The 19790-nt window shown below is 53.2% G+C and carries 23 protein-coding genes; 7 read left to right on the top strand and 16 right to left on the bottom strand.

Annotated features, from left to right (window positions below; translation table 11 throughout):
• Nucleotides 1-276: 276 nt before the first annotated feature.
• Nucleotides 277-600: a WGxxGxxG family protein gene (locus ABID47_RS13195; RefSeq protein WP_234489603.1), complete on the bottom strand. Its 324-nt coding sequence runs from the start codon at nucleotides 598-600 to the stop codon at nucleotides 277-279.
• A 362-nt stretch (nucleotides 601-962) separates the two neighbouring features.
• Here ABID47_RS13195 and ABID47_RS13190 point away from each other — a divergent pair, with 362 nt between their 5' ends.
• Nucleotides 963-1328, top strand: a complete 366-nt coding sequence (locus tag ABID47_RS13190) for a hypothetical protein (protein WP_354497350.1) — start codon at nucleotides 963-965, stop codon at nucleotides 1326-1328.
• 141 nt (nucleotides 1329-1469) lie between these two features.
• A complete protein-coding gene (locus tag ABID47_RS13185; RefSeq protein WP_105443685.1) occupies nucleotides 1470-1796 on the top strand; it encodes an SPW repeat protein in 327 nt (108 codons plus the stop codon).
• Between the two features lie 232 nt (nucleotides 1797-2028).
• Here ABID47_RS13185 and ABID47_RS13180 read toward each other — a convergent pair whose 3' ends face one another.
• From ABID47_RS13180 to ABID47_RS13150, 7 genes are all read right to left on the bottom strand, one after another.
• Nucleotides 2029-2268, bottom strand: a complete 240-nt coding sequence (locus tag ABID47_RS13180) for a hypothetical protein (protein ID WP_145022011.1) — start codon at nucleotides 2266-2268, stop codon at nucleotides 2029-2031.
• A gap of 146 nt (nucleotides 2269-2414) precedes the next feature.
• The gene (locus ABID47_RS13175) at nucleotides 2415-2528 is read right to left on the bottom strand and encodes a sporulation protein YjcZ (RefSeq protein WP_192714767.1); all 114 of its coding nucleotides are present in this window, start codon (nucleotides 2526-2528) and stop codon (nucleotides 2415-2417) included.
• A gap of 124 nt (nucleotides 2529-2652) precedes the next feature.
• Complete coding sequence (locus ABID47_RS13170; RefSeq protein WP_251674501.1) at nucleotides 2653-3465, bottom strand: glycoside hydrolase family 25 protein; 813 nt, start codon at nucleotides 3463-3465, stop codon at nucleotides 2653-2655.
• Between the two features lie 185 nt (nucleotides 3466-3650).
• A complete protein-coding gene (locus tag ABID47_RS13165) occupies nucleotides 3651-3899 on the bottom strand; it encodes a helix-turn-helix domain-containing protein (RefSeq protein ID WP_116231286.1) in 249 nt (82 codons plus the stop codon).
• 54 nt (nucleotides 3900-3953) lie between these two features.
• Nucleotides 3954-4607 carry an SGNH/GDSL hydrolase family protein gene (locus tag ABID47_RS13160; protein ID WP_116231287.1) on the bottom strand — a complete coding sequence of 218 codons (654 nt, stop codon included), beginning with the start codon at nucleotides 4605-4607 and terminating at the stop codon, nucleotides 3954-3956.
• Nucleotides 4608-4736: 129 nt separating this feature from the next.
• Nucleotides 4737-5327 carry an HD domain-containing protein gene (locus tag ABID47_RS13155; RefSeq protein WP_354497346.1) on the bottom strand — a complete coding sequence of 197 codons (591 nt, stop codon included), beginning with the start codon at nucleotides 5325-5327 and terminating at the stop codon, nucleotides 4737-4739.
• 188 nt (nucleotides 5328-5515) lie between these two features.
• Nucleotides 5516-7186, bottom strand: a complete 1671-nt coding sequence (locus tag ABID47_RS13150; protein ID WP_354497344.1) for a glycoside hydrolase family 13 protein — start codon at nucleotides 7184-7186, stop codon at nucleotides 5516-5518.
• 237 nt (nucleotides 7187-7423) lie between these two features.
• On the opposite strand from ABID47_RS13150, the gene ABID47_RS13145 reads away from it, so the two are divergent.
• From ABID47_RS13145 to ABID47_RS13135, 3 genes are all read left to right on the top strand, one after another.
• The gene (locus ABID47_RS13145; protein WP_354497342.1) at nucleotides 7424-7849 is read left to right on the top strand and encodes a hypothetical protein; all 426 of its coding nucleotides are present in this window, start codon (nucleotides 7424-7426) and stop codon (nucleotides 7847-7849) included.
• Nucleotides 7850-7963: 114 nt separating this feature from the next.
• The gene (locus ABID47_RS13140; RefSeq protein WP_354497340.1) at nucleotides 7964-9949 is read left to right on the top strand and encodes a translation factor GTPase family protein; all 1986 of its coding nucleotides are present in this window, start codon (nucleotides 7964-7966) and stop codon (nucleotides 9947-9949) included.
• A gap of 45 nt (nucleotides 9950-9994) precedes the next feature.
• Nucleotides 9995-10663, top strand: a complete 669-nt coding sequence (locus ABID47_RS13135; protein WP_354497338.1) for a tetratricopeptide repeat protein — start codon at nucleotides 9995-9997, stop codon at nucleotides 10661-10663.
• Between the two features lie 63 nt (nucleotides 10664-10726).
• Here ABID47_RS13135 and ABID47_RS13130 read toward each other — a convergent pair whose 3' ends face one another.
• The 8 genes from ABID47_RS13130 to fabF form a co-directional block, all read right to left on the bottom strand.
• Nucleotides 10727-11359, bottom strand: a complete 633-nt coding sequence (locus tag ABID47_RS13130; protein ID WP_349774542.1) for a GDSL-type esterase/lipase family protein — start codon at nucleotides 11357-11359, stop codon at nucleotides 10727-10729.
• 123 nt (nucleotides 11360-11482) lie between these two features.
• Entirely contained in the window at nucleotides 11483-13612 is a 2130-nt protein-coding gene (locus ABID47_RS13125) for a hypothetical protein (protein ID WP_354497336.1), read from the bottom strand.
• 112 nt (nucleotides 13613-13724) lie between these two features.
• Nucleotides 13725-14075 carry a hypothetical protein gene (locus ABID47_RS13120; protein ID WP_354497334.1) on the bottom strand — a complete coding sequence of 117 codons (351 nt, stop codon included), beginning with the start codon at nucleotides 14073-14075 and terminating at the stop codon, nucleotides 13725-13727.
• The gene (locus ABID47_RS13115) at nucleotides 14047-14556 is read right to left on the bottom strand and encodes a sigma-70 family RNA polymerase sigma factor (protein ID WP_354497332.1); all 510 of its coding nucleotides are present in this window, start codon (nucleotides 14554-14556) and stop codon (nucleotides 14047-14049) included. The genes ABID47_RS13120 and ABID47_RS13115 overlap by 29 nt, the downstream gene beginning before the upstream one ends.
• 180 nt (nucleotides 14557-14736) lie before the next feature.
• Nucleotides 14737-15165, bottom strand: a complete 429-nt coding sequence (locus ABID47_RS13110; RefSeq protein ID WP_116231292.1) for a GNAT family N-acetyltransferase — start codon at nucleotides 15163-15165, stop codon at nucleotides 14737-14739.
• Between the two features lie 298 nt (nucleotides 15166-15463).
• Complete coding sequence (locus tag ABID47_RS13105) at nucleotides 15464-16180, bottom strand: class I SAM-dependent methyltransferase (protein WP_354497331.1); 717 nt, start codon at nucleotides 16178-16180, stop codon at nucleotides 15464-15466.
• 107 nt (nucleotides 16181-16287) lie between these two features.
• Nucleotides 16288-16734, bottom strand: coding sequence for a zinc ribbon domain-containing protein (locus tag ABID47_RS13100; protein WP_354497329.1), 447 nt, complete (start codon nucleotides 16732-16734; stop codon nucleotides 16288-16290).
• A gap of 129 nt (nucleotides 16735-16863) precedes the next feature.
• Nucleotides 16864-18102 (bottom strand): beta-ketoacyl-ACP synthase II, encoded by a 1239-nt coding sequence (fabF, locus tag ABID47_RS13095; protein WP_116231295.1) that lies wholly within the window; start codon nucleotides 18100-18102, stop codon nucleotides 16864-16866.
• A gap of 291 nt (nucleotides 18103-18393) precedes the next feature.
• On the opposite strand from fabF, the gene ABID47_RS13090 reads away from it, so the two are divergent.
• The gene (locus ABID47_RS13090; protein WP_076168387.1) at nucleotides 18394-19242 is read left to right on the top strand and encodes a helix-turn-helix transcriptional regulator; all 849 of its coding nucleotides are present in this window, start codon (nucleotides 18394-18396) and stop codon (nucleotides 19240-19242) included.
• Nucleotides 19243-19342: 100 nt separating this feature from the next.
• On the top strand, nucleotides 19343-19642 hold the full coding sequence (locus tag ABID47_RS13085; RefSeq protein ID WP_354497326.1) for a hypothetical protein: 300 nt from the start codon (nucleotides 19343-19345) through the stop codon (nucleotides 19640-19642).
• Nucleotides 19643-19790 lie beyond the last annotated feature (148 nt).

Raw genomic sequence — 19790 nt, 5'->3', positions numbered from 1 at the left:
ACAATCTGCCTGGGAATGCTTAAATTATCGACATCAAACGAATGTCGTAGACAACCGCGGAGTAAGCTTACGTTTCCCCATAAGCTCTTCGTCCGGTTTCTCCTCTCCCATGAGGGCGTCCCGCAAGGGGCGCCCAATTTTATTTGGTTAAATTCCGATTGTATTTGTATCAGAACGCGCTGCACTTGTGCGGTTTGTTCCTAATCAAAAAAAGCACCCCGTCAGATCACAGAATCTGCAAGGGTGCTTTTGCTTGATTATGGGATGCCGAGTCGCTTAGGAGTGCTCGCGGTTTCTTCCGCGGAGTCCAATCAATCCAAGCAGGCCAAGAAGTCCAAGCCATCCCCAGTCCATGTCGTTGTTGTCATTAGCTGCGTTGGTACGGATCGTATTGTTATATCCGTTGTTGGTACCGTAGGTGCCGTAAGTATTGTTCATACCGTTGGTGCCATAGGTTCCGTTTGTGTTGTTGGTGCTGTATGTTCCTGTAGTTCCCGTAGTGCCAGTGCCAGTACCATTGCCATACGCAAATGCAGGTACGGCAACACTCATGGAAATGCAAGCTGTGAGCAGGGCTGCAGCGATACGCTTCTTCATCATTTTCACCTCCAGGTATAAGACTTCAATCGTAAGTTTCCCAAATGAGATATCACCTATGCAGTCCGCAGCCCGTATCTATTTCATCCCATGGAATATTTTGTATTTCCCGTTTTACGCAAAAAAATGACCCTGTCACAGCGCCAAGGCTGTCAGGGTCCATTCCGTACTATATATATCAAAGGGGGTTATATATATAAATATACAAACCATTTGTGAATGAAACATTAAAACAGCATTATGCCAGTATTAATTTTTGATGACTGTTTGGTTACGGGGCATGCGCCTATTTTTACAGGGCACTTATCACGATTTTCGCCTTCCGGCATACGCTGTTTCCATAGTTGAAAATGGGAGGCGTTAGAATGTCTATAACTACTGGATCCCCTTATTCCTATTATCCTTATCCTTATTCCTATTATCCTTATTCTTATCCCTATCCTTATCCATACTACTCTCCTTATCCATATCCCTATCCTTATGCCGGATATCCCTATTTTGGCGGATACGGAGGTTACGGAGGGTACGGGGGATACGGGCATGGCGGGCACTACGACGGTTTTGGCGGCCATGGAGGCTACCCGGGCATTGGAGGTCATGGAGGTTATCACGGTGGCGGAGGCTATGGCGGCCCCGGTGGAGGACACGGCGGGGGACCTGGCGGCCATCGCGAACCATTCGGCAGTGTGCAGGATGATAGCGATTCCTTCATCCCGCCTTTCAGCCAATGAACGAGTCCGGGGTAAGGATACCATTTTCCAGGATCCAATTGACTCCAGATGTTAATTTGTGCAGCGGGTCATGAACTGGAATTATTTGCATATGATTTTTACGTATCCTGATGTTGGCAATATATAACCGGAGGTGTGTGTATGAAGCTCAGAAGCGTAGACAACACGATTGTCGCTCTGATTGGCATTTGGTTTATTATCGCTCCCTGGATTTTCGGGTTCTCTGACGATAACGGCGCATTGTGGACCAGCGTCATTATCGGTGCCGTTCAGCTGATCGCCTCATTGTGGGCGTTCTCCAGTTCGGGATGGGGCTCCTGGCAAAACTGGATTTCGCTTCTTGCCGGAGTTTGGTTCATCGTATTCCCTTTCGTTTATTCCGTAGATACAAGCGCATTATGGACCAGTATTATTCTTGGTGCCGTAACGGTGCTTCTCAATTTGATCACGATGGGTGCCAAAGATTAAACCCGAAGCAGAAAAGCCGCGGATCCGCGTACCTTAGAACAGTCCTTGTTACAATCAACTTAAGTTCTTGTTTTTTCTTCCTAAAAAATAAAAGCCAGATCAGCCAACACCAGGCACCATGAGCAAATGACTGCAGCCGAGAGCATAGCAAAGCGCAGGCTTGTCCCATTTATAGGGGAGGAACCTGCGCTTTTTTCTTTTTCTGATCCTGTCCGTAAGGAAAGCCGGACTGTTACGGCCGGTATTTCTTTTCGCTGGAGGAGGAATCTTTGGTGTGCTCTTTATTCTGCTCGTCCTTCATATTTTCGGTTAAATCCTCCACGGGGATCGGATCCACGTTGCGTTCGCTTTCGAAGCGGTCGAACAGGCTTTCGCGCTCGGTGGCATACTGTTCCGGATGATCCATGCGTGCATGTTTTTCGTTTTCATCACGATTTACGGGCTCCTGTCGGTCCTTGTACTCCTTGTCCATGTTTCATCACCTCTTGGAGTACAAATACCCGGCTGCCCAAAAATGAATCACGCCTGAAAGTATGTACAGGCTATAGCATCCAAAGAAAGCCACCTGTCTACGGCAGGACGCCGAAAACAGGTGAGCGAACTATATTTCAGTTGACGTTATATCCAGAAAGAACGGGTAATGATGACCAACAAAATAAAGAGGACCAAAATTGCACCTGTCGATGCGAAAGGATTTACGCCGCAGCCATAACCTCCAACGACTCCGCTCATTTCATTCCCTCCCTCCGGGTTCATACTCTTATAGTATGAAAGCCCGCTCCCCATGGTCTGGTCAAAGACCCAATTTTCATGGCGAGAGCACAGCCTATTTTACGCGAAGGGTACGTTAAACCAATCAGGATTGCTTCTTGCCCAGGACATTCTGGGTATACTTGAGCAAAATGCTGCCCAGCGTCCCGATATCAACCGGATCTTCGGCCTTCCAGTCGGAACTGATTCCCACCTGGTCGATCAGCCATTGTCTTCCCGACTCTTTCCACTGCGGAGCCGTTTCGCTGGTGTTCGGCGTTGGATTGCTGTATGCTGCCATTAATTCCGCCTCGCTTCCTTTATACTCATTCAGGTCAACGTCGCCGCTGATCCCCGGCACTTTGCCCTTGTTGGTATACTGGATAAATTCCCAAGCTTTCCAACCCGCCTTGTTGGCTGGCGTACCACTGCTGTAATAGGCATACCACAGCGGGTAAGAACCGAGCGACGAATCCAGGTAAGAATCGATAAAGCTTGGAAACGTATAGATCATCAGGGTTCGGCCAGTCCGCTGCTTGAATTGGGTTCCCCACGTATTCACGATCTGGCTGATCCGCGCCTTGGTCTGGCCTTCCTTCGTTTCGATATCCAGCACAAACGGCAGCTTGAACGCGGACAGCCCTCCGGCACTTTCGATCACCTGAAGAAAATGATCCACTTCGTTCTTGACATCATCCGGTGAGGCCGCACGGGTAAAATGGTATGCCCCGACGAGAAGCCCCGCGTTTTTGGCATCCTGCGCGTTGGCCCGGAAGCGGTCGTCGACGATCCGTGATCCTTCCGTCGCTTTAAGAAAGGCAAACGAATATCCCGCGCCGCGGACCTTCTTCCAATCGATGATGCCCTGCCAATGCGACACATCTATGCCTTTGGCGTGGGTTGCGCTCCGGCTTTGCACTGACAACACCTCCATTCGGATTACCTTTACGGCATATATGGCTGATTGTAAGGTTATTTTATCCATATGTCATAAATGCACAAACGTATGGACAATCCAGACCCATTTGCAAAATGTGCTCCGGCCCGGCCCTTCCCGTGAAAAAAAGAAGAAGCCCCGTCAAATCAGAGCTTCTTCCCCGAAATTTAATGCTGAATCGGTTCCGCCAGGGGCCGATCGATCGTCAGCGTTTCCCTTGAGCGGCCTCGTTGATCCATGAGCCCGGATTCCCCGTGCTCGCGGTATTTCCTCATCCATACCTTTAACCGGCCGATGTCGGCGATGCCTAATGCGGCCGCCACTTCTTTTTTGGTCATCCCCTGAAGACGCATATGTACGGCCTTCCGTTTAGTATCCAGGCTGTATGAGCTAAAAACTTGCCCCTTCTTGGCCATCCGTATCACCTCAACCTATATATCGGAAGGCAGGGCAACTTTTTCAATATTAACTTACCAGCTGAAGCCGACCGCTTTCAAAAATTCTCTGGCCAGCGTCATGTGTCCGCGGGATCCCGGGTGGACACGGTCCCAGTTCGTAGCCAGCGAAGACAGGTAGACATGCTCCGACAACGCGTCGAAAGCAGCCTGCGTATCGACGAAGATGGCGTCAAATTCCTCGGCAACTTTTTTGACAACGGCACCATAGACGTCCATCGTTGCCCGCATCGGGTCGTTCACGTTCGGATCGAGGTAATATGGAGTCATCAGGACGAGCCCCTTCAGCTTCGGCCGTGTCGTTTGTACCAGTTCCCGCAGGGTCGCTTCATATTCGTCCAAATACACATGCTGATCCGGATTCTGCGGACGGTCGAATTGGCGCCACACATCGTTGGTTCCGATCATGATCGAAAGCCAGTCCGGCTTCAGGTCGAGCACGTCGCTCTCCCAGCGCTCCTTCAAATGGCGGACGGTATTCCCGCCGATTCCCGTATTCAGCACCCGGATGTTAAGCTGCGGGTATACCGCGCTCAGCAGCGCGTCGACTTGTGCGACGTAACCACTGCCCAGCTGGCCGAAGCCGCCTTCCCCGACCGGCCGGACGCGGCCGCAATCCGTAATGGAATCCCCAATAAAGAGTAATGTATCATTTTGGCTCAGCTTCATCGCTTTAGTCCCTCTCCTTTTTGCGTTCAGGCAAGTAATATGTAGATCGCAGTTCGCTTAGCAGTTACTATCATTCTATCACATTGGCGGGGACCGTCTATACCGAAAAGTCCCTTATTCTATTCGGTATCAGGGGCGGAGATACCCCTGTTTGACCGCGTCGTCGATCAAGTGCTGAACCAGCGAATACAGGTCCGGGAGGTCCTCCTGCAAAAAAACGATCCGCGTCCGGACGCGGTCTGCCGTAACTCCGTGTTCCTGCCACGCTTTTCCCCCGGTAAAATAATTGTGAAGCAGCGGCTGAATCCGGTCCATGGCCGCCGCATAGCGCGATTCCAGGGTTTCCCTCTGCTCGAATTCGAGCCACAGGGCCAGCATTTCATCACGCTGATCCACGGGCAGAAGCCCGAAAATCCGCTTGGCCGCGGCCATTTCCCGCTCGAATTTCCCCTCCTGGCCCTGCTCGTCATAAGCGAAAGTGTCACCTGCATCGATTTCAACCAAATCGTGCACCAGAAGCATTTTCATGACCCGAAGCAGGTTTACCTTGCGCTGATCCAAATGCTCCTCGAGCAGCCAGGCCATGAGCGTAATATGCCAGGTATGCTCCGCATCATTTTCGTGCCGGGATTTGTCCATCAGGTACGACTGGCGGTAGATCTTCTTCAGCTTGTCGATTTCCCTGATAAACTCGATCTGCCGGTTCAAACGTTCATTCATGGCTAACAACCTCCTATACGTTAGGACGAACATATCATATCCAGCAGCCCATGACAAAACGGACATGCTTCGGGATTCCCGGCCATTTTTTTCTCCCCTAAACAAAAAAAGTTCCCGGCCATGGCCGGGACGCTTTCCTTCATCGCGAGAGTATATTTTGAGAAGTTAGTTCTTTGAGCCACCGGACATTACGTGAACATCCGGTAAACTCTTGCCTCATAAGGGCGCAGCTGCTCGGGTTCCATTCCGTCTTCGGGATAGTTGCCGATGATCAGCTCCCGTTTCATGCCGCTGTACCTGTCGTCAAATTCAAGGATCGCAGCCGCTTCCGAAAAATTCAAAGCGATAAGCCATATCACCTCGCCCAAAGTACGGGTATACGCATAAATCTGCTCGTGATCCTGCAGCAGGAGCTGGTAATCCCCGTATACCATCACGGGATTCTGCTTGCGCAAAGCGATCAGCCGCTGATAATAGCGGAAGACCGAATCCGGATCGCTCATCGACGCTTCCGCGTTGATTTCCTTGTAATTGGGATTGATCCTGATCCAAGGCGTACCTGTCGTAAACCCGGCGTTAGGCCCGGCGTTCCACTGCATTGGCGTTCTCGCATTGTCCCTTCCCTTGGCATGAATCGCCTCCATGATCGTTCCCGGATCCGCATTTCCCTGCGTGACCCGTTCCTCGTACATGTTCAAAATTTCAATATCCCGGTAGTCCTCAATACTGTTAAATTGGATATTCGTCATGCCGAGCTCCTCGCCCTGATAAATGTAAGGCGTGCCTTTAAGGGTGTGAAGCAGCGTAGCGAGCATTTTAGCCGAAGGAACCCGATATTCACCGTCATTGCCGAATCTCGACACCATCCGCGGCTGGTCATGATTGTTGAGATACAGGCTGTTCCACCCGTCCTCCGCCAGCCCGGTCTGCCATTTATGCAGTACGCCGCGCAGCTTCTGCAGCGTCCATGGGACCACGGTCCATTTGTCGCCGTCTCCCGCATCGACGTCCATATGCTCAAATTGAAACACCATTTGCAGCTCTTTCCTGTCCGCTCCGGTATATTTCAGAGCTTCTTCCACCGATACGCCCGGTGTCTCCCCAACCGTCATCACATCGTATTTCGACAGCACCTGCTCGTTCATCTCCCGCAAATAGTCATGCACATGCGGGCCGTTCATAAAATAAGGGCTGCCGTCTCCAAGTCCGTCCTCCCCGTCGTCTGGAAGTCCCGGAACCTTGGAAATCAGGTTGATGACGTCCATGCGGAAGCCATCCACGCCTTTGTCCAACCAAAAGGTCATCATCTCGTATACCGACTGCCTGAGCTTCGGATTGTCCCAGTTCAGGTCGGGCTGTTTCTTTGAAAACAGGTGCAAATAGTATTCTCCCGTCGTGTCATCATACTTCCAGGCCGACCCGCTGAAAAAGGACCTCCAGTTGTTCGGCGGGATATTCCCGCTTTTACCTGGGCGCCAGATATAATAGTCGCGGTAAGGGTTGTCCCGGGATGAGCGGGACTCCGCAAACCAGGCATGCTCATCCGAGGTATGGTTTACGACCAGGTCCATAAGCAGCTTCATTCCGCGTTCGTGCAAGCCGTCCAGCAGCTGCGTCCAATCCTGCATCGTGCCGAACTCGTCCATGATCTCGAAGTAATCGCTGATATCGTAACCGTTATCGTCATTCGGCGACTTGTAAACCGGAGAGAGCCAGATGACGTCTACCCCCAGCTCCTGCAAGTAGTCCAGCTTCGACACGATCCCTTGAATATCGCCGACCCCGTCGCCGTCACTGTCTTTAAAGCTGCGGGGATAGATCTGATACACGACGGCTTCTTTCCACCACGCGCGTTCCATATTCGTCATTCCTCCCATTTTGCATATACACCGCCAATGTCATACTCTCAGCAGCGGAATTCCATCCTTTTATGCTTACCCCAACCAGGGCGGCCTATAACGAAACAGCGTATAAACCGTTGACCGCTAATTTCGCAAATTGCATATGGAACAATTTAACAAAAGGGGTTATAGTACGATAGGGGTCTACCTTATTAAAAGAAGTTCTATATGGACTAGAGCGAAAGGCGGTACACAATGGATTCATTCATCAAAAAATTAGGCTTATGGATCACTGCCGTTCTGTTGTTTGTGGTTGCCGGCGCCACACCTGCCTTGGCTGCATCCGCTTCCGGCTGGAATGTCAAACTGGTGAGCGTTCAGTTAGTTAAGAACGAGCATGTTGGCAATGAGTGGTATTACACAGCTTCTGTGAACGGTAAGGAAGTGGAGGAGGGCAGTTCCGTCACCCTCAAAAACGTGAGTTCGATCAACCTGAACGCATACGCCGAAGAACAGGACAAGATCCCGGACGAAGGCAAAGCCCAGAAATCGATCAAAGTCAGCACGCTGACAAAGAAAACCCAGCTGGTGGAGATGAAGGTGACGGTCACAGAGAACCGGGGCCGATATTCGGGAAACCAGGCCATATGGAAATTCACCTTTCAAATTTCGAAAAAATAAAACGGCTTGCAATCTTTCGGAGTCCTTGAATTCGTGGGAAAAAGGCTGCGGATCGTTCCCCCATGCTATAATAGAGTCACTATAATCCGAAGCATACGGGGTGGCATCAGCGCTATGACGACCAAAGAAACGAGAAACATCGGCATTTTTGCCCATATCGACGCAGGTAAAACGACCACGACCGAGCATATGCTCTTTGAGAGCGGCACGATCCGCACATTGGGCAGCGTGGATCAAGGAACAGCGCTGACCGATTCGCTCGAAGTCGAGCGGGAGCGGGGCATCTCCGTGCGTGCCGCCGCGACCACGCTCCATTGGAAAGGCATACATATCAACGTCATCGACACGCCGGGCCACGTCGATTTTCTATCCGAGGTGGAGCGGTCGATGCGCGTTATGGATGGGGCCATCCTCATCGTATCCGCGGCCGAGGGCGTTCAATCCCAGACGGAAACGGTGTGGCATGCGCTCCGATCCTTAAACATCCCGACGTTAATTTACGTGAACAAAATGGACCGGACCGGCGTGTCCGCCGTTTCCGTCCTGGATGAAATCAAACGGCTCCTCTCTCCTCACGCCGTCCCGCTTCAAACTCCGATAGGTGAAGCAGAAGACTTCGCCGGCATGCATTCCATTCTGGAACCCGCCAAGGATGGGGAGCTTGAACGTCCGGAGTACGTACAGTTGGTGGAGGCCTGCGCAGATGTGGATGAAGAGCTGCTTTTGCGGGTTATCGAAGGGGAGCCGATTGCGCCGGAGGAGCTGCGAAGCATCCTCGCCCGGCTGACCCGTCAGGGCCGGTTATTCCCCGTACTCTTCGGCTCATCACAGAGGGGCATCGGCATCCGGGAGCTGCTGGATCATGCCGCAGCGTATCTGCCCGGGCCAACCGGCGATAATGGGGGCGAGCTGTCGGGCGTCGTGTTCAAAATCGAACGGGACAAAACGATGGGACGCGCCGCCTACGTCCGGCTCTATAACGGCACTCTGAAAAACAGGGACGCTGTCCGTAATCTGACGCAGGACGTTCAGGAAAAGGTAACCCAAATCCGGAAAATGGACGGGCGCAAATTCGCAGATTTGGGGGAGCTGCATGCTGGAGATATCGCCGCGGTATACGGCCTGTCCCAATCCAAGATCGGCGATATTCTGGGCAGCAGCGAGCGCATCCCCCCTTCCCCTTCCATCGCCGTACCGCTGCTAACCGTTCAGGTGCAGGCCGAGGAAGAAGCGCGCTATCAGGACTTGGTAGAGGCGCTTCAGGAGCTCACCGACGAGGATCCGCTGCTCGATCTGCAGTGGCTTCCGAGCGAGCGGGAGCTCCATCTTAAAGTGATGGGCTCCATCCAGCTCGAAATATTGTCCAGCCAGCTGGAGAGCCGTTTTGGCCTGAAGGTCCGGTTCGGCCAGCCTTCCGTAATTTATAAGGAAACGCCGAGCCAATCCGGTGAAGGCTTTATCGCTTATACGATGCCCAAGCCGTGCTGGGCCGTGCTCCGGTTCACGATCGAACCGCTCCCCCGCGGGAGCGGCCTCGTATACAGCTCCCAGGTACGGAGCGAAGATCTTCTGACGAGCTACCAGAACGAGGTGGAGCGGCGCGTGCCGGAGGCCCTGCAGCAGGGGCTCCTGGGTTGGGAGGTCACCGACCTCAGGGTAACCCTCGTTGAAGGAGAGCATCATGTATGGCATACGCACCCGCTCGATTTTGTCGTCGCCACGCCGATGGGCATCATGAACGGCTTGGCCGCGACGGGCACGACCCTGCTGGAGCCGATGCTTCGGTTCCGCATCACCACCCCCGAGGAATACGGGGGCAAGATCCTCAGCGACCTGGTGCAGATGCGCGCGGAATTTGAGCCGCCTTCCATCCTGCACGGACGCTTTATGGTCGAAGGCATCATTCCGGCGGCGACTTCGCTCGAATTTCCGGTGAAGCTTCGGTCCATGACCGGCGGCCGCGGCGTGATGGCTTCCTCTTTTGCCGGATATCAGGAAGCCCCGCCGGAAACCAATGCCGCCCGCCAGAGACGGGGCGTCAATCCGCTGGATCAATCGAAATACATTTTAAGCGTACGAAGCGCATTGTCGAGCCAATAGGCTGCTCGCTGCAGCCTGGCCCGGCGTTTTTCATAAGGAGGCTTTATGTTTATTAAAATCGCCCTGTTTTTCATACTGGCCCGGCTGCTCGGGAACCCCTTCCTGGCCATCCTTGTCCTGCTGATCATCGTCTACTTGCTGGACAGAAAATTTGTGGGCATTTTTCCGAGCGTGACCAAGCCCTTTAAACGGATGAACCGGATATCCAAGCTGAGAGCCCACGTGACGATGAGCCCCAGCGATGTCTCCTCCAAGCACGAGCTCGCCCGCCTGCTGATCGAACGGAAAAAGTATCCTGAGGCGCTCCGCCTGCTGGAATCCATCGAAACCCAGTCCGAGGATTCCGCCGAATATTGGGATGACCTCGGTACCGTCAAGCTCAAGCTGGGTCGCATTCAGGAGGGTGAGCAGCACATCCTGCGCGCGCTTGAGCTGAACCCTCGCGTCAAATACGGCCGCCCTTATCTGAGGCTGGCGGATATTTATAAGAGCACCGACCAATCCAAGGCCGTGAGCTACGTGCAGGAATTCCAGCAGATCCAATCCTCCTCCTGTGAGGGCTACTACCTGCTCGGAATGATGTACAAATCCCTTGGCCGGACCCATGATGCCAAAGCGGCGTTCCAGGAATCGATCGATCTGTACCGGGCGCTGCCCAAGTACAAAAAGCGCCAAGAACGAAAGTGGGCCGTCCTCAGCATGTTTCGCAAGTGAGTGCGGGGCCAGAACTGCAAAAAACAGACCCGATTGACGGGTCTGTTTTTTGTGCCGGGCTGCTTAGGCCAAAGGCCGGTACCCCAACGCGTTAAGCTGTTCCGCAATCACCCGGTACCCCCTGCCGTTTGGATGCAGATGGTCAAGCGACAACAGCTCCCGTTCCCTTCCCTGAAAGGAACCGTAAATGTTGGCGACCCCCAGGTTGCCGCCGGCGTATCCGTTTAAAAAACGGTTATACTGCTGTACCCAGTAACCCGCCTCTTCAACCTGCGGGTACGGGTTGTACAAGCCTACGGCGCGAATAATGTAAGGGCGCTGGCCCCCGCCTTTTAATTGGTTGATCGTGCGAAGAACTCCAGACACATTCGTTTTGCACTGGCTCAGCGCTTGGTTGAAATGCTGGGAAGCCTTCGAGCCGAACGGTGCGCTCTTGGCCGCCCGGATCAGATCGTTGCCCCCAATAGAAATCGTAATGATCTCCGCCTGCTTGATCGCCTGCCGCATCGCCCCATTTCTGGAGATGTGCTCATACAAGCCTGACGTCGTCAACCCGTTTACACCAAAATTTTCATAAGCTACAAACTCTCTTACATGCTGTTCCGCCATCCCCCGATACACTGGAACAAAACCGTTTCCCGGCAAGGCTCCAAAACCGACGGTCAATGAATCCCCTATCGCAGTGTATGAATACACCAAAGCCTTCGCCCCCCTTCTGACTCATAAGCTGCTTACTGCAGTATATGTATCCGGGCCTGGGAGCGAAACGGGACCAAGCGCGGGAATTTTGATTTTCAGGGAGAAGGGACCCCGAATATTTCACTCGCTGTTCTGAAGGGCTTGAATAAATGCCCTCAAAGCCAGGTACGATGGATCCCTTTTTCGCAGCCATGCGTCCAACTGTTCCTGCTGATCCTGAAGGTACCATCCAAGATACTTGTGTATAGCTTTGTCATAATCAGCATTGGAAGCGGCCTCTTCTTCCATATTTTCCACCATACGCTCCCAATCGTTTGACTCGTTTGAAGCTAGGTCAGGGTACGAACCGGCTAGCTGCCTAGCCGTTTTAAAGGAACCTTCCCGGTACAGAATCAGGGAAAGGTACTGTCCGACCCTTCGATGCGAGGGATCATCCTCCATCGATTGAACCAATAATGCCTCCGCTTCCTTCAGCTTCCCCTGTCTCATCATGGCCATCGCATGGGTCGACAGATCAACATCCCATGAGTCTCCCGCCGCCACTTTTTCATAAAGTTTGAAATAGGCATTGTAGGCCTGCCAATCCTTTTTCTTATAGTAATAGTCTGTCAGTCTCGACAAATATCCGGAGGTCGGATAAAGCAGAACCATTTCCTTCAAATAGGTCTCTTGCTGTTTTTCGGCGTTTTCTCGGTCGAAGGAATCCGATCCGTTGGATCGGTGTTCGGATATTTGTGCATCAATCATTACGATCAGCATATGAAGGCTGTGCGTATCGGCCGGATCGTCCTTGTATGCCTGCTCATATTGTTTCATGGCCTGATCCAGATTCCCTGCCAGGAGCGTGCGGTCCGCCAGTGTCAATTCTCTCTCCTTCAGATAAAAGAATGGCAGGTTTCCGATTTTATCGTTTCCGACGCGATACCCGTCACTTCGGGTGAGCAAATGGCCATCTTTGTCATACGCATTCACGGTCCAGAAGAAGCGGTTCTCCGGATTGGAGAACCCGAGCAGGGACAGCGGATCCGTGATCATCTTCCCGTCCTGATCTGAATAGGATGAAATACCGCCCATCAAATGATAGAGTTCCTCGGTCTTTATCGTTGTTCGGGTCGTGTCAACCTTCGTCTTCACCGGCTGGCTGAACGAACCTGAATGAATCTGCACTCCGAGGTATACATCATAATAAGCTGCCTTCGGTACAGGCTCCCATGCAAAGGTGATCCGATCTTCGCGGACCGTCGTCTGGTTAACGGGGAAAGCCAATTCCAGCAGCGGCTGTAAAACGGCATCTCGGGTTACATCCTGAAGTCCAACACGAATCCATTCATTGGATTCCGCAGGCCAAGTCCACCCGCTGATCTGGTCCAATTCAAGCCCCAAATACAGCTGGTAGCTTCCTGGAAGCACCCCTTTGATCATATATTCCCCTTTCCCGTTGGTCATCGTTTGGTAAGGTTCGTCCGACTGGAGGCTTCCTTGTACACTGTCCTTCGTCCGCAAATAAACGCCAGCATAGGCGATCGGTGAACCGTCGCTTCTCTTCAGCGTACCGGACACTTCAGGCAGCCGGTCCGATCTTGAGTCAGCAAGCTTTTGTAATCCCTGTTTCAGCAGAGCGGGCTGCTCCAAGATCATCGTTGGTTGTTTCCCGCTTCCATCGACCGGGGATCCTTCCCATTTTTTTAGTGCTTTCAAATATTGCTGAATGCTTTCGTTTCCGCCCAGATATCTGGCCTGAAGCCAGCTGAACTTCTCCACGATGCGAGTGTCTGGATTTTGTTTAAGCTCGCGTGATAAATCGGCGCTGATCTGCCGAAAAAGATCCATGTCTCCATGGTTTCCCGCGACCTCGGCCATCCTTATTTTCACCTTCTGAGCAGCATACATCTGTGAAGCAGGCAGCCGTTCTTCGGTACGTTCCAGCTGCTCGATCGTTTTTTGCCATTGCCCCGCTCCTTCGTAATAGTAAGATAGAAGCAACGCCGCTCCGGCCAAATGAAAATCAGCGGGCCCCGATTCTACATAAGCCTCCAAATAGGGGAATTTTTCCTTCAACGTGATGGGGGGCAGCTGCCCCTGTCCGTCATCCGTTACCGAGCTCCATTCCGATGTTCCCGGCCCGACATATATGTCGTAGCTGTTTGTTAGCTCGGCACCCTCCCTGCCGATCAGGTAATTGCGAATATACGTCCACTTCTGTTCACCCTCCGATTCCCGAATCCGCTTGAAAACCTCCTGCTTGTTCAAGTTGCTCCCCACCGCCTGATCAGTGTTTTGAGACGGGGGGCTTTGACGGGAAAGGGCTACCAGAGATCCAGCTACGAGCAGGAGAAAGACAGCAGTGGACAAAATCAAATGCTTAACTTTGATGGTCACCTTCATGCCTATTCACCTTCCGCTCATATTCGTCTTTCCAATAATAGCTTCCACCTTCTTCGATCAATTCACGAAGATGCTGCTGTGGCCCACCAGGATAAGTTTTCGGCTGCTCGGCCAAATGGTATACGAACAACGCAGCCAGAAGGAACAATGGAGCCGTCCCCAGCGGGACAAGCGGCAGTTCCAGTTCTTTGTTCAAAAAAGCCCGCACCATGTCTCTCCAGCTCCGTGGATGGGTTGCTCTAAGTACTTCCGCAGCTTGGGTAAACCGAATTTCGGATAGCTCCTGCTCCAAAGTCCGTTTAATCAAAAGCTGTTCTGTTTTGCGCATCAAGCTCCTCCTGTTCCAGCATCTGCTGCAATTGTTGGCGTCCGCGGGCCAATCGAGCCTTGACGGTGTTCTCGCTAAGCTGTAGGTAACCGGCAATGTCGGACACGCTCATCTCATTAAAATAGTAAAGCGTAATGCTTTCGCGGTAGATGTATTTCAGCCTATGAATGGCTTGGCTCAGACCCTCGTTCCTCCACTTCGTCAGGAGCTTCTCTTCCGGGCCGGGGATAGGAAGTCCTCCCATCATTTCCTCCATCCGCGGCGAGGGCAAGAACCGTCTCCACGACCAGGCACGCTGCTTCATTCTGCATCTGTTCACGACAATGCGGATCAGCCAGTTCTTAAGCTTGCTCTCATCCTGAAGCTGTTCGATATGCCGAAAGGCTTGAATAAAACTGTCCTGAACCGCTTCCTCGGCATCATACCTGTCACGGAGCAGAAGAAACGCCGTTCGCAACAGCTCGTCACCGAATTGACGCATAATCCATTGAAGTGCCGCCTCATCTTTTTGCTTCAGTCTCCCGATTACGTCCAGTACGGCTACCTCCCCTCTACTATAAAGATGCACCCAAACCCGTTCTGGTTGCAAAAAAAGGAAAAACGCCAAAAAACCGGTCCCTTTCCGGAACCGGCTCTCGTTATTTTCATTCGATATGCAGTTTTATTCCTCTTCCTCTTCGGCTTCGTAAACGCAGCGGAAACGCTCCACTCCCGGGAACAGTTCGCCCAGGCTGTGTACCTCAAATCCGATGCTGCGGTAAAAGTCGACCGCCTCCTCATCCGTCTCCGCTACGACCCTGGCGGGCTTTTCCTGCGCCAGCACTTCCAGGATCATGCCCCTTCCGTAGCCGAGCCCGCGGTTTTCGGGGATGACCGAAATATGGCGGATCAGCAAGGTATCATCCATCTTTTCAAAACCGATCAACCCGACAAGAAGTTCCCCGTCTTCAAAACCGTACAGCTGCCAGGCGTCGTTGGCCTCGTACTGCTGGATCGCCTGCTCAATCGACCGGTCATCGGGAAAAACCGCATAGGAGATGAGCTCCATCGTCTCCGGCTTGCGTATGTAATTTTTGATATTTAACAGCATAGGTTCTGCCTCCTGTAAATTCACATTCACTGCTCTACCCTATCATGGCAAAAAGAATTCTGTTTCGTTACTGTACCTTGTCTGCGCGTAAATTTCAACCGGACCGAAACTGCAGGGTGGGCCAGGATCAAGCAGAACCCCTCCTGACGTCTCCATGTCATCGCGTTTCCAACCCTAGCGTATTTGCGCGAAAAAAAGCCCCGTCAGCCGCTGGCTGTCATGGGGCATTTGATAGATCTCATATCTTGATCAAACAGTTAATTGGCGTATGAGGGCTGCCGCTGCACGCACATCGGTTTTATCGGATCTTCTGTGCGGCAAACGTGATCAGGGAACAGCGAAAGTCGATGCTTCGCCCATCCTTCATTTCCTCGATGCTCTGCGGTACCACGCGTTCGATCAGGATATTCCAATCACGGTAATGCTCCTGAAGTAACGCCATAGCGTCCTGCTGCGCCAAATTGGTTTCGATTAATCCCTTCCGAACTTCCCCGGTTACCCGGTCGACTTCCTCTACGTCCGTGCTCATGGTGATACAGTGGATCCCGCCGGTCCGCGTCCCGCGCTTCATCCGGTCCAGCACCCGTTCCAGGGCGTCACGCGATGACGTATGCTCCAGTGCCGAGCACGCAATGATGTAATCGTAGGCATTCGCCTCGATCGCGTAATGCTCCACATCGGCGGCCTCAGATTCAACCAGCTCCTGTACACCGAATTCCACTGCGTTTTCCTTAAGCCTGGCAGCGGCATCCTCCAATAGATCCACCCCGACCACCCGGCTCCGGGTTCCGCGCAACCGCTCGGCGACCGGAATCGTGTTGCGGCCAACGCCGCAGCCGAGATCCAGCACCTGCGCATCCTCGCGATGCTGGAGCAGCCGCTCCAGCATTTCCATGACGACCGGTCCCGGCTGAGCCATCCAGGTACCCTGTTCAAACAGATCGTTATCTTCGTAAAAGCGCTGATGGTACTCCGCTTCCGAAGCCCTCGCTGCTTCAAAATGTTCTTTGGTCATCGGCCAGCCTCCTTAGTTAACAAGCTTCTACTTAAGATATACCCAAGGAAGGAGCCCCCGACCAGGCAGGCAGCCGAATTTCTTCTAGAAAATGATGGCGACACGCATTAAAGAAAGTACTTCACGGCAATCACGATCAGACCGAGAACCATCAAAAGCTGCCCGGCGATCCGTTTATCCGGATCGCCGAGAACGACGGCCACCCCGCCTACGATGAGACCGGCCGGAGGAAACACCACTGTCGCCAGAATCAGCAAAATGATGGACACCGCGCTTGGTCTATACGGATCTTCTTCCGGTTCTTCATAAATCGGAGCAGCGGGCTTTTTATAGATCGTCGTCCCGCAAAACTTGCACTTTCTCGCCCCCGGCTCGAGCTGTTCACCGCATGCAGAGCAGATGCTCTCATCGCGTCCGAGCGATATGTCCGCCCCTTTGTCGGCATCCGGAGTTCCGGCCACTTCGGCATTCTGCAGGGAACTGCCGCAGCGTACGCAGGTCCACGCCTGCTCCGGATTGGATTCCCCGCACTTCGGACAAATTTTGACGGCCAATTCTCATCCCCTCCAGTTATGGGTTTCTGACTTATGGATAGATATCCCCATCATACCATATCGGTCCAGAGGACCGGGACTCGAGGGATTGGCCGCCAAAGAGAAGCCCGGGAAGGGATACGCCCTTGGTTAAGCTTCGAATCGCTTCAAAACGATGACGGCGTTATGACCGCCAAAACCGAAGGAATTGGATATGCCGATCTTGACTTCAGCGGTGCGCGCGGTATTCGGAACATAATCCAGATCGCATTCCGGGTCCGCTTCCCGCAGATTGATCGTCGGCGGAATCACGCCTTCCAGCAGCATCTGTACCAAAGCGATGGCTTGAGCGCCGCCGGAAGCCCCAAACATATGCCCGAGCATCGATTTGTTCGCCGTCACCGGCACACGGTAAGCCGCTTCGCCGAACAAGCGCTTGATGGCCTGCGTCTCGGACTTGTCCCCGACTTCCGTACTCGTGGCATGAGCGCTGACCACATCGACGTCCTCCGGACGGACGGCGGCTTCCTGAAGGGCAAGCCTCATCGCATTGTAGGCTCCGATGCCTTCCGGATGGGAAGCGACAATATGATAGGCATCCGAAGTCGCCCCATACCCGGCTACCTCCGCATATATGCGAGCATTCCGGCGGCGGGCGTGGGACAGTGACTCCAGCACCAGGATGCCCGCGCCTTCGCCCATGACGAACCCGTCGCGGCCAGCATCGAACGGTCGGCTTGCCAGCTTCGGATCCCCGTCCCATGCCGATAGGGCCGTAGCATTGCCGAAGCTAGCCATCGAAATTTCGGAAATGGCCGCTTCCGTTCCGCCGACGATCATGACGTCCGCACCGCCCGAGCGGATCAGCCGGAACGCCTCTCCGATGCTTGTATTGCCGATCGAGCATGCCGTAACCGGCGACATCGTAGGTCCGGTGAAGCCGAACCGGATGCTGATCGTTGCCGCGGCCATATTCGAGATGATCATCGGGACGAGCACCGGGCTGACTCGTTCCGGTCCCCGGGAACGAAGAACGTCCCCCTGCTCCATCAATGTCCCAATGCCTCCGATACCGGAGCCGACGTACACACCCGTCCGCTCCTTATCCAGGCGGTCCAGGTCCAGTTCCGCATCCTTGAGCGCATCTTCAGCCGCTGCCAGCGCAAACTGGCAGAAGCGGTCCATCCGTCGGGCTTCCTTGCGGCCGAACCTTGCCTCCGCATCAAAGTCCCGTACGATGCCGGCGACGGAAGCCTTCATGCGGGACGTATCAAACGCATCGATCCGGGATATTCCCGACTCGCCTCGAATCATGGCATTCCAAAAGCCGGGTACCGTGCTGCCCAGCGGTGAAACCAGCCCCATTCCTGTAACGACAACCTTCTCCATCTGGTATTCCTCCCAAACTCAAATTATGATATTATCTTTCCATAGCATTTATCCTATTACAAGTTATAGTTTATCCTAGTATAAGCAACACCATCATAATGAACACCATCATAATGAACACCATCATAATGAACACCATCATAAGAAACACCCGAATGGGAAGGAACCTACGATGGAACTTATCATTGGATGTGCAAATAGATCTGCAAATAGATCTGCAAATAGAACTGAATCTAGATCTACAATTGGATCTGCAAATGGGTCTTAACTTTGAAAGAGGTGCAAGAACAGATGAATCAGCAGGCACGGCTTAATGCGCTTTCCGCTTTTCTGAAAAACCAGCGGGCCAAGCTGCAGCCGGAAACAGTCGGACTTCCGCAGGGCACCCGCCGGCGGACGCCCGGACTCCGGCGGGAAGAAGTGGCACAGCTCGCCGGGGTCAGCAGCACCTGGTATACTTGGCTTGAACAGGGACGGGACATCAAAGTGTCTGCTTCGGTGCTCGACTGCGTCGCGTCCGCGCTCCGGCTGACAGCGGACGAGCGGAAGTATTTGTTTTCGCTCGCCCTGGAGAGCGGCTCTGCTGCCGCCCCGATTCAGCAGGAGCACCCGCAGATCAGCCCGGCGCTGCAAAAAATCGTGGACGAGCTCCACTACTGTCCAACGATCATCTCCGACCGGCGTTTCCAGATTGTCGGCTGGAATGAAGCGGCCGCCCACGTGTTTCTCGACTTTACCCAGATTCCGCCCGAGGAGCGGAATCTGATCCGCCTTCTGTTTACCCGTAAGGAGATGCGGAGGCTGGCGGTTAACTGGGAGCATTTTATTATGGGGTTTCTGTCGATTTTTCGCGCGTACTACGGCCAGTACGTCGATGATGAATGGTATGAGCAGTTTCTTCGGGAAATGGAGAATACCGACCCCGAATTCCTGACGCTGTGGAAACAGAGCCAGGTCAGCTCGGCGCCGGAGGTGCTGATTGAGTTCAGGCATGCCAAAGCCGGAAAGATGCTGTTCGATTTAACGTCGCTGCAGGTACAGGGCGGCAGCGATTTGCGCTGCAGCATCTATACGCCGTGCGCCGGATCTCCGACCGAAACCAAGCTGAAGCGCCTGATGCAGCGTACGGCAGACGCTTAATCGGCAAGCAGGAATTTGCCAGGCTAATAACTGGAAATGTGCGAAGACGTACGAATCATATCCGAAGACGAATGACGAAATAGATGGGGATGAATACAGGATGGCTTTTGGAATTAACCGCATGGAACTGAACCGGTGGAAGGAGACGGTCAGCCGGGGAGAAATCGCGTATTTGACGCACTACTGGCTGGACCCGCGTTTTCCCGGGATGACGACGGTTACCAAGGTCGGCTGCTCGGATTTGGACCGGCTCGCCGGCTGGTGCGTCAGCCACGGACTTTCACCGAAATATATACACAACCGCTCTCCTTTTCCCCATTTTGACCTGATCGGGCCAAAACAGCGCGAAATTTTGCGCAAAGAAAAGCAGTGGGATCAGGTTGAACGGTTTCATCTGTGACCGTCCGAGGAATAACGGTCACCAATATAAAGAAAAACAGCCGCTCCCGCCCTTCTGAACTGTGACCCGGATTGTGGACAGTTTAAAAGAAACAGCCCTAAGCTTAACCAGCAAGCAGGTGACCTCTGAATTCGTCGGGGGTCATCTT

This window comes from Paenibacillus favisporus, assembly GCF_040545415.1.
GTDB lineage: Bacteria > Bacillota > Bacilli > Paenibacillales > Paenibacillaceae > Paenibacillus_AQ > Paenibacillus_AQ favisporus.
The sequence above is the reverse complement of the archived record's forward strand: the minus strand, read 5'-3'. Positions and strand labels throughout refer to the sequence as shown.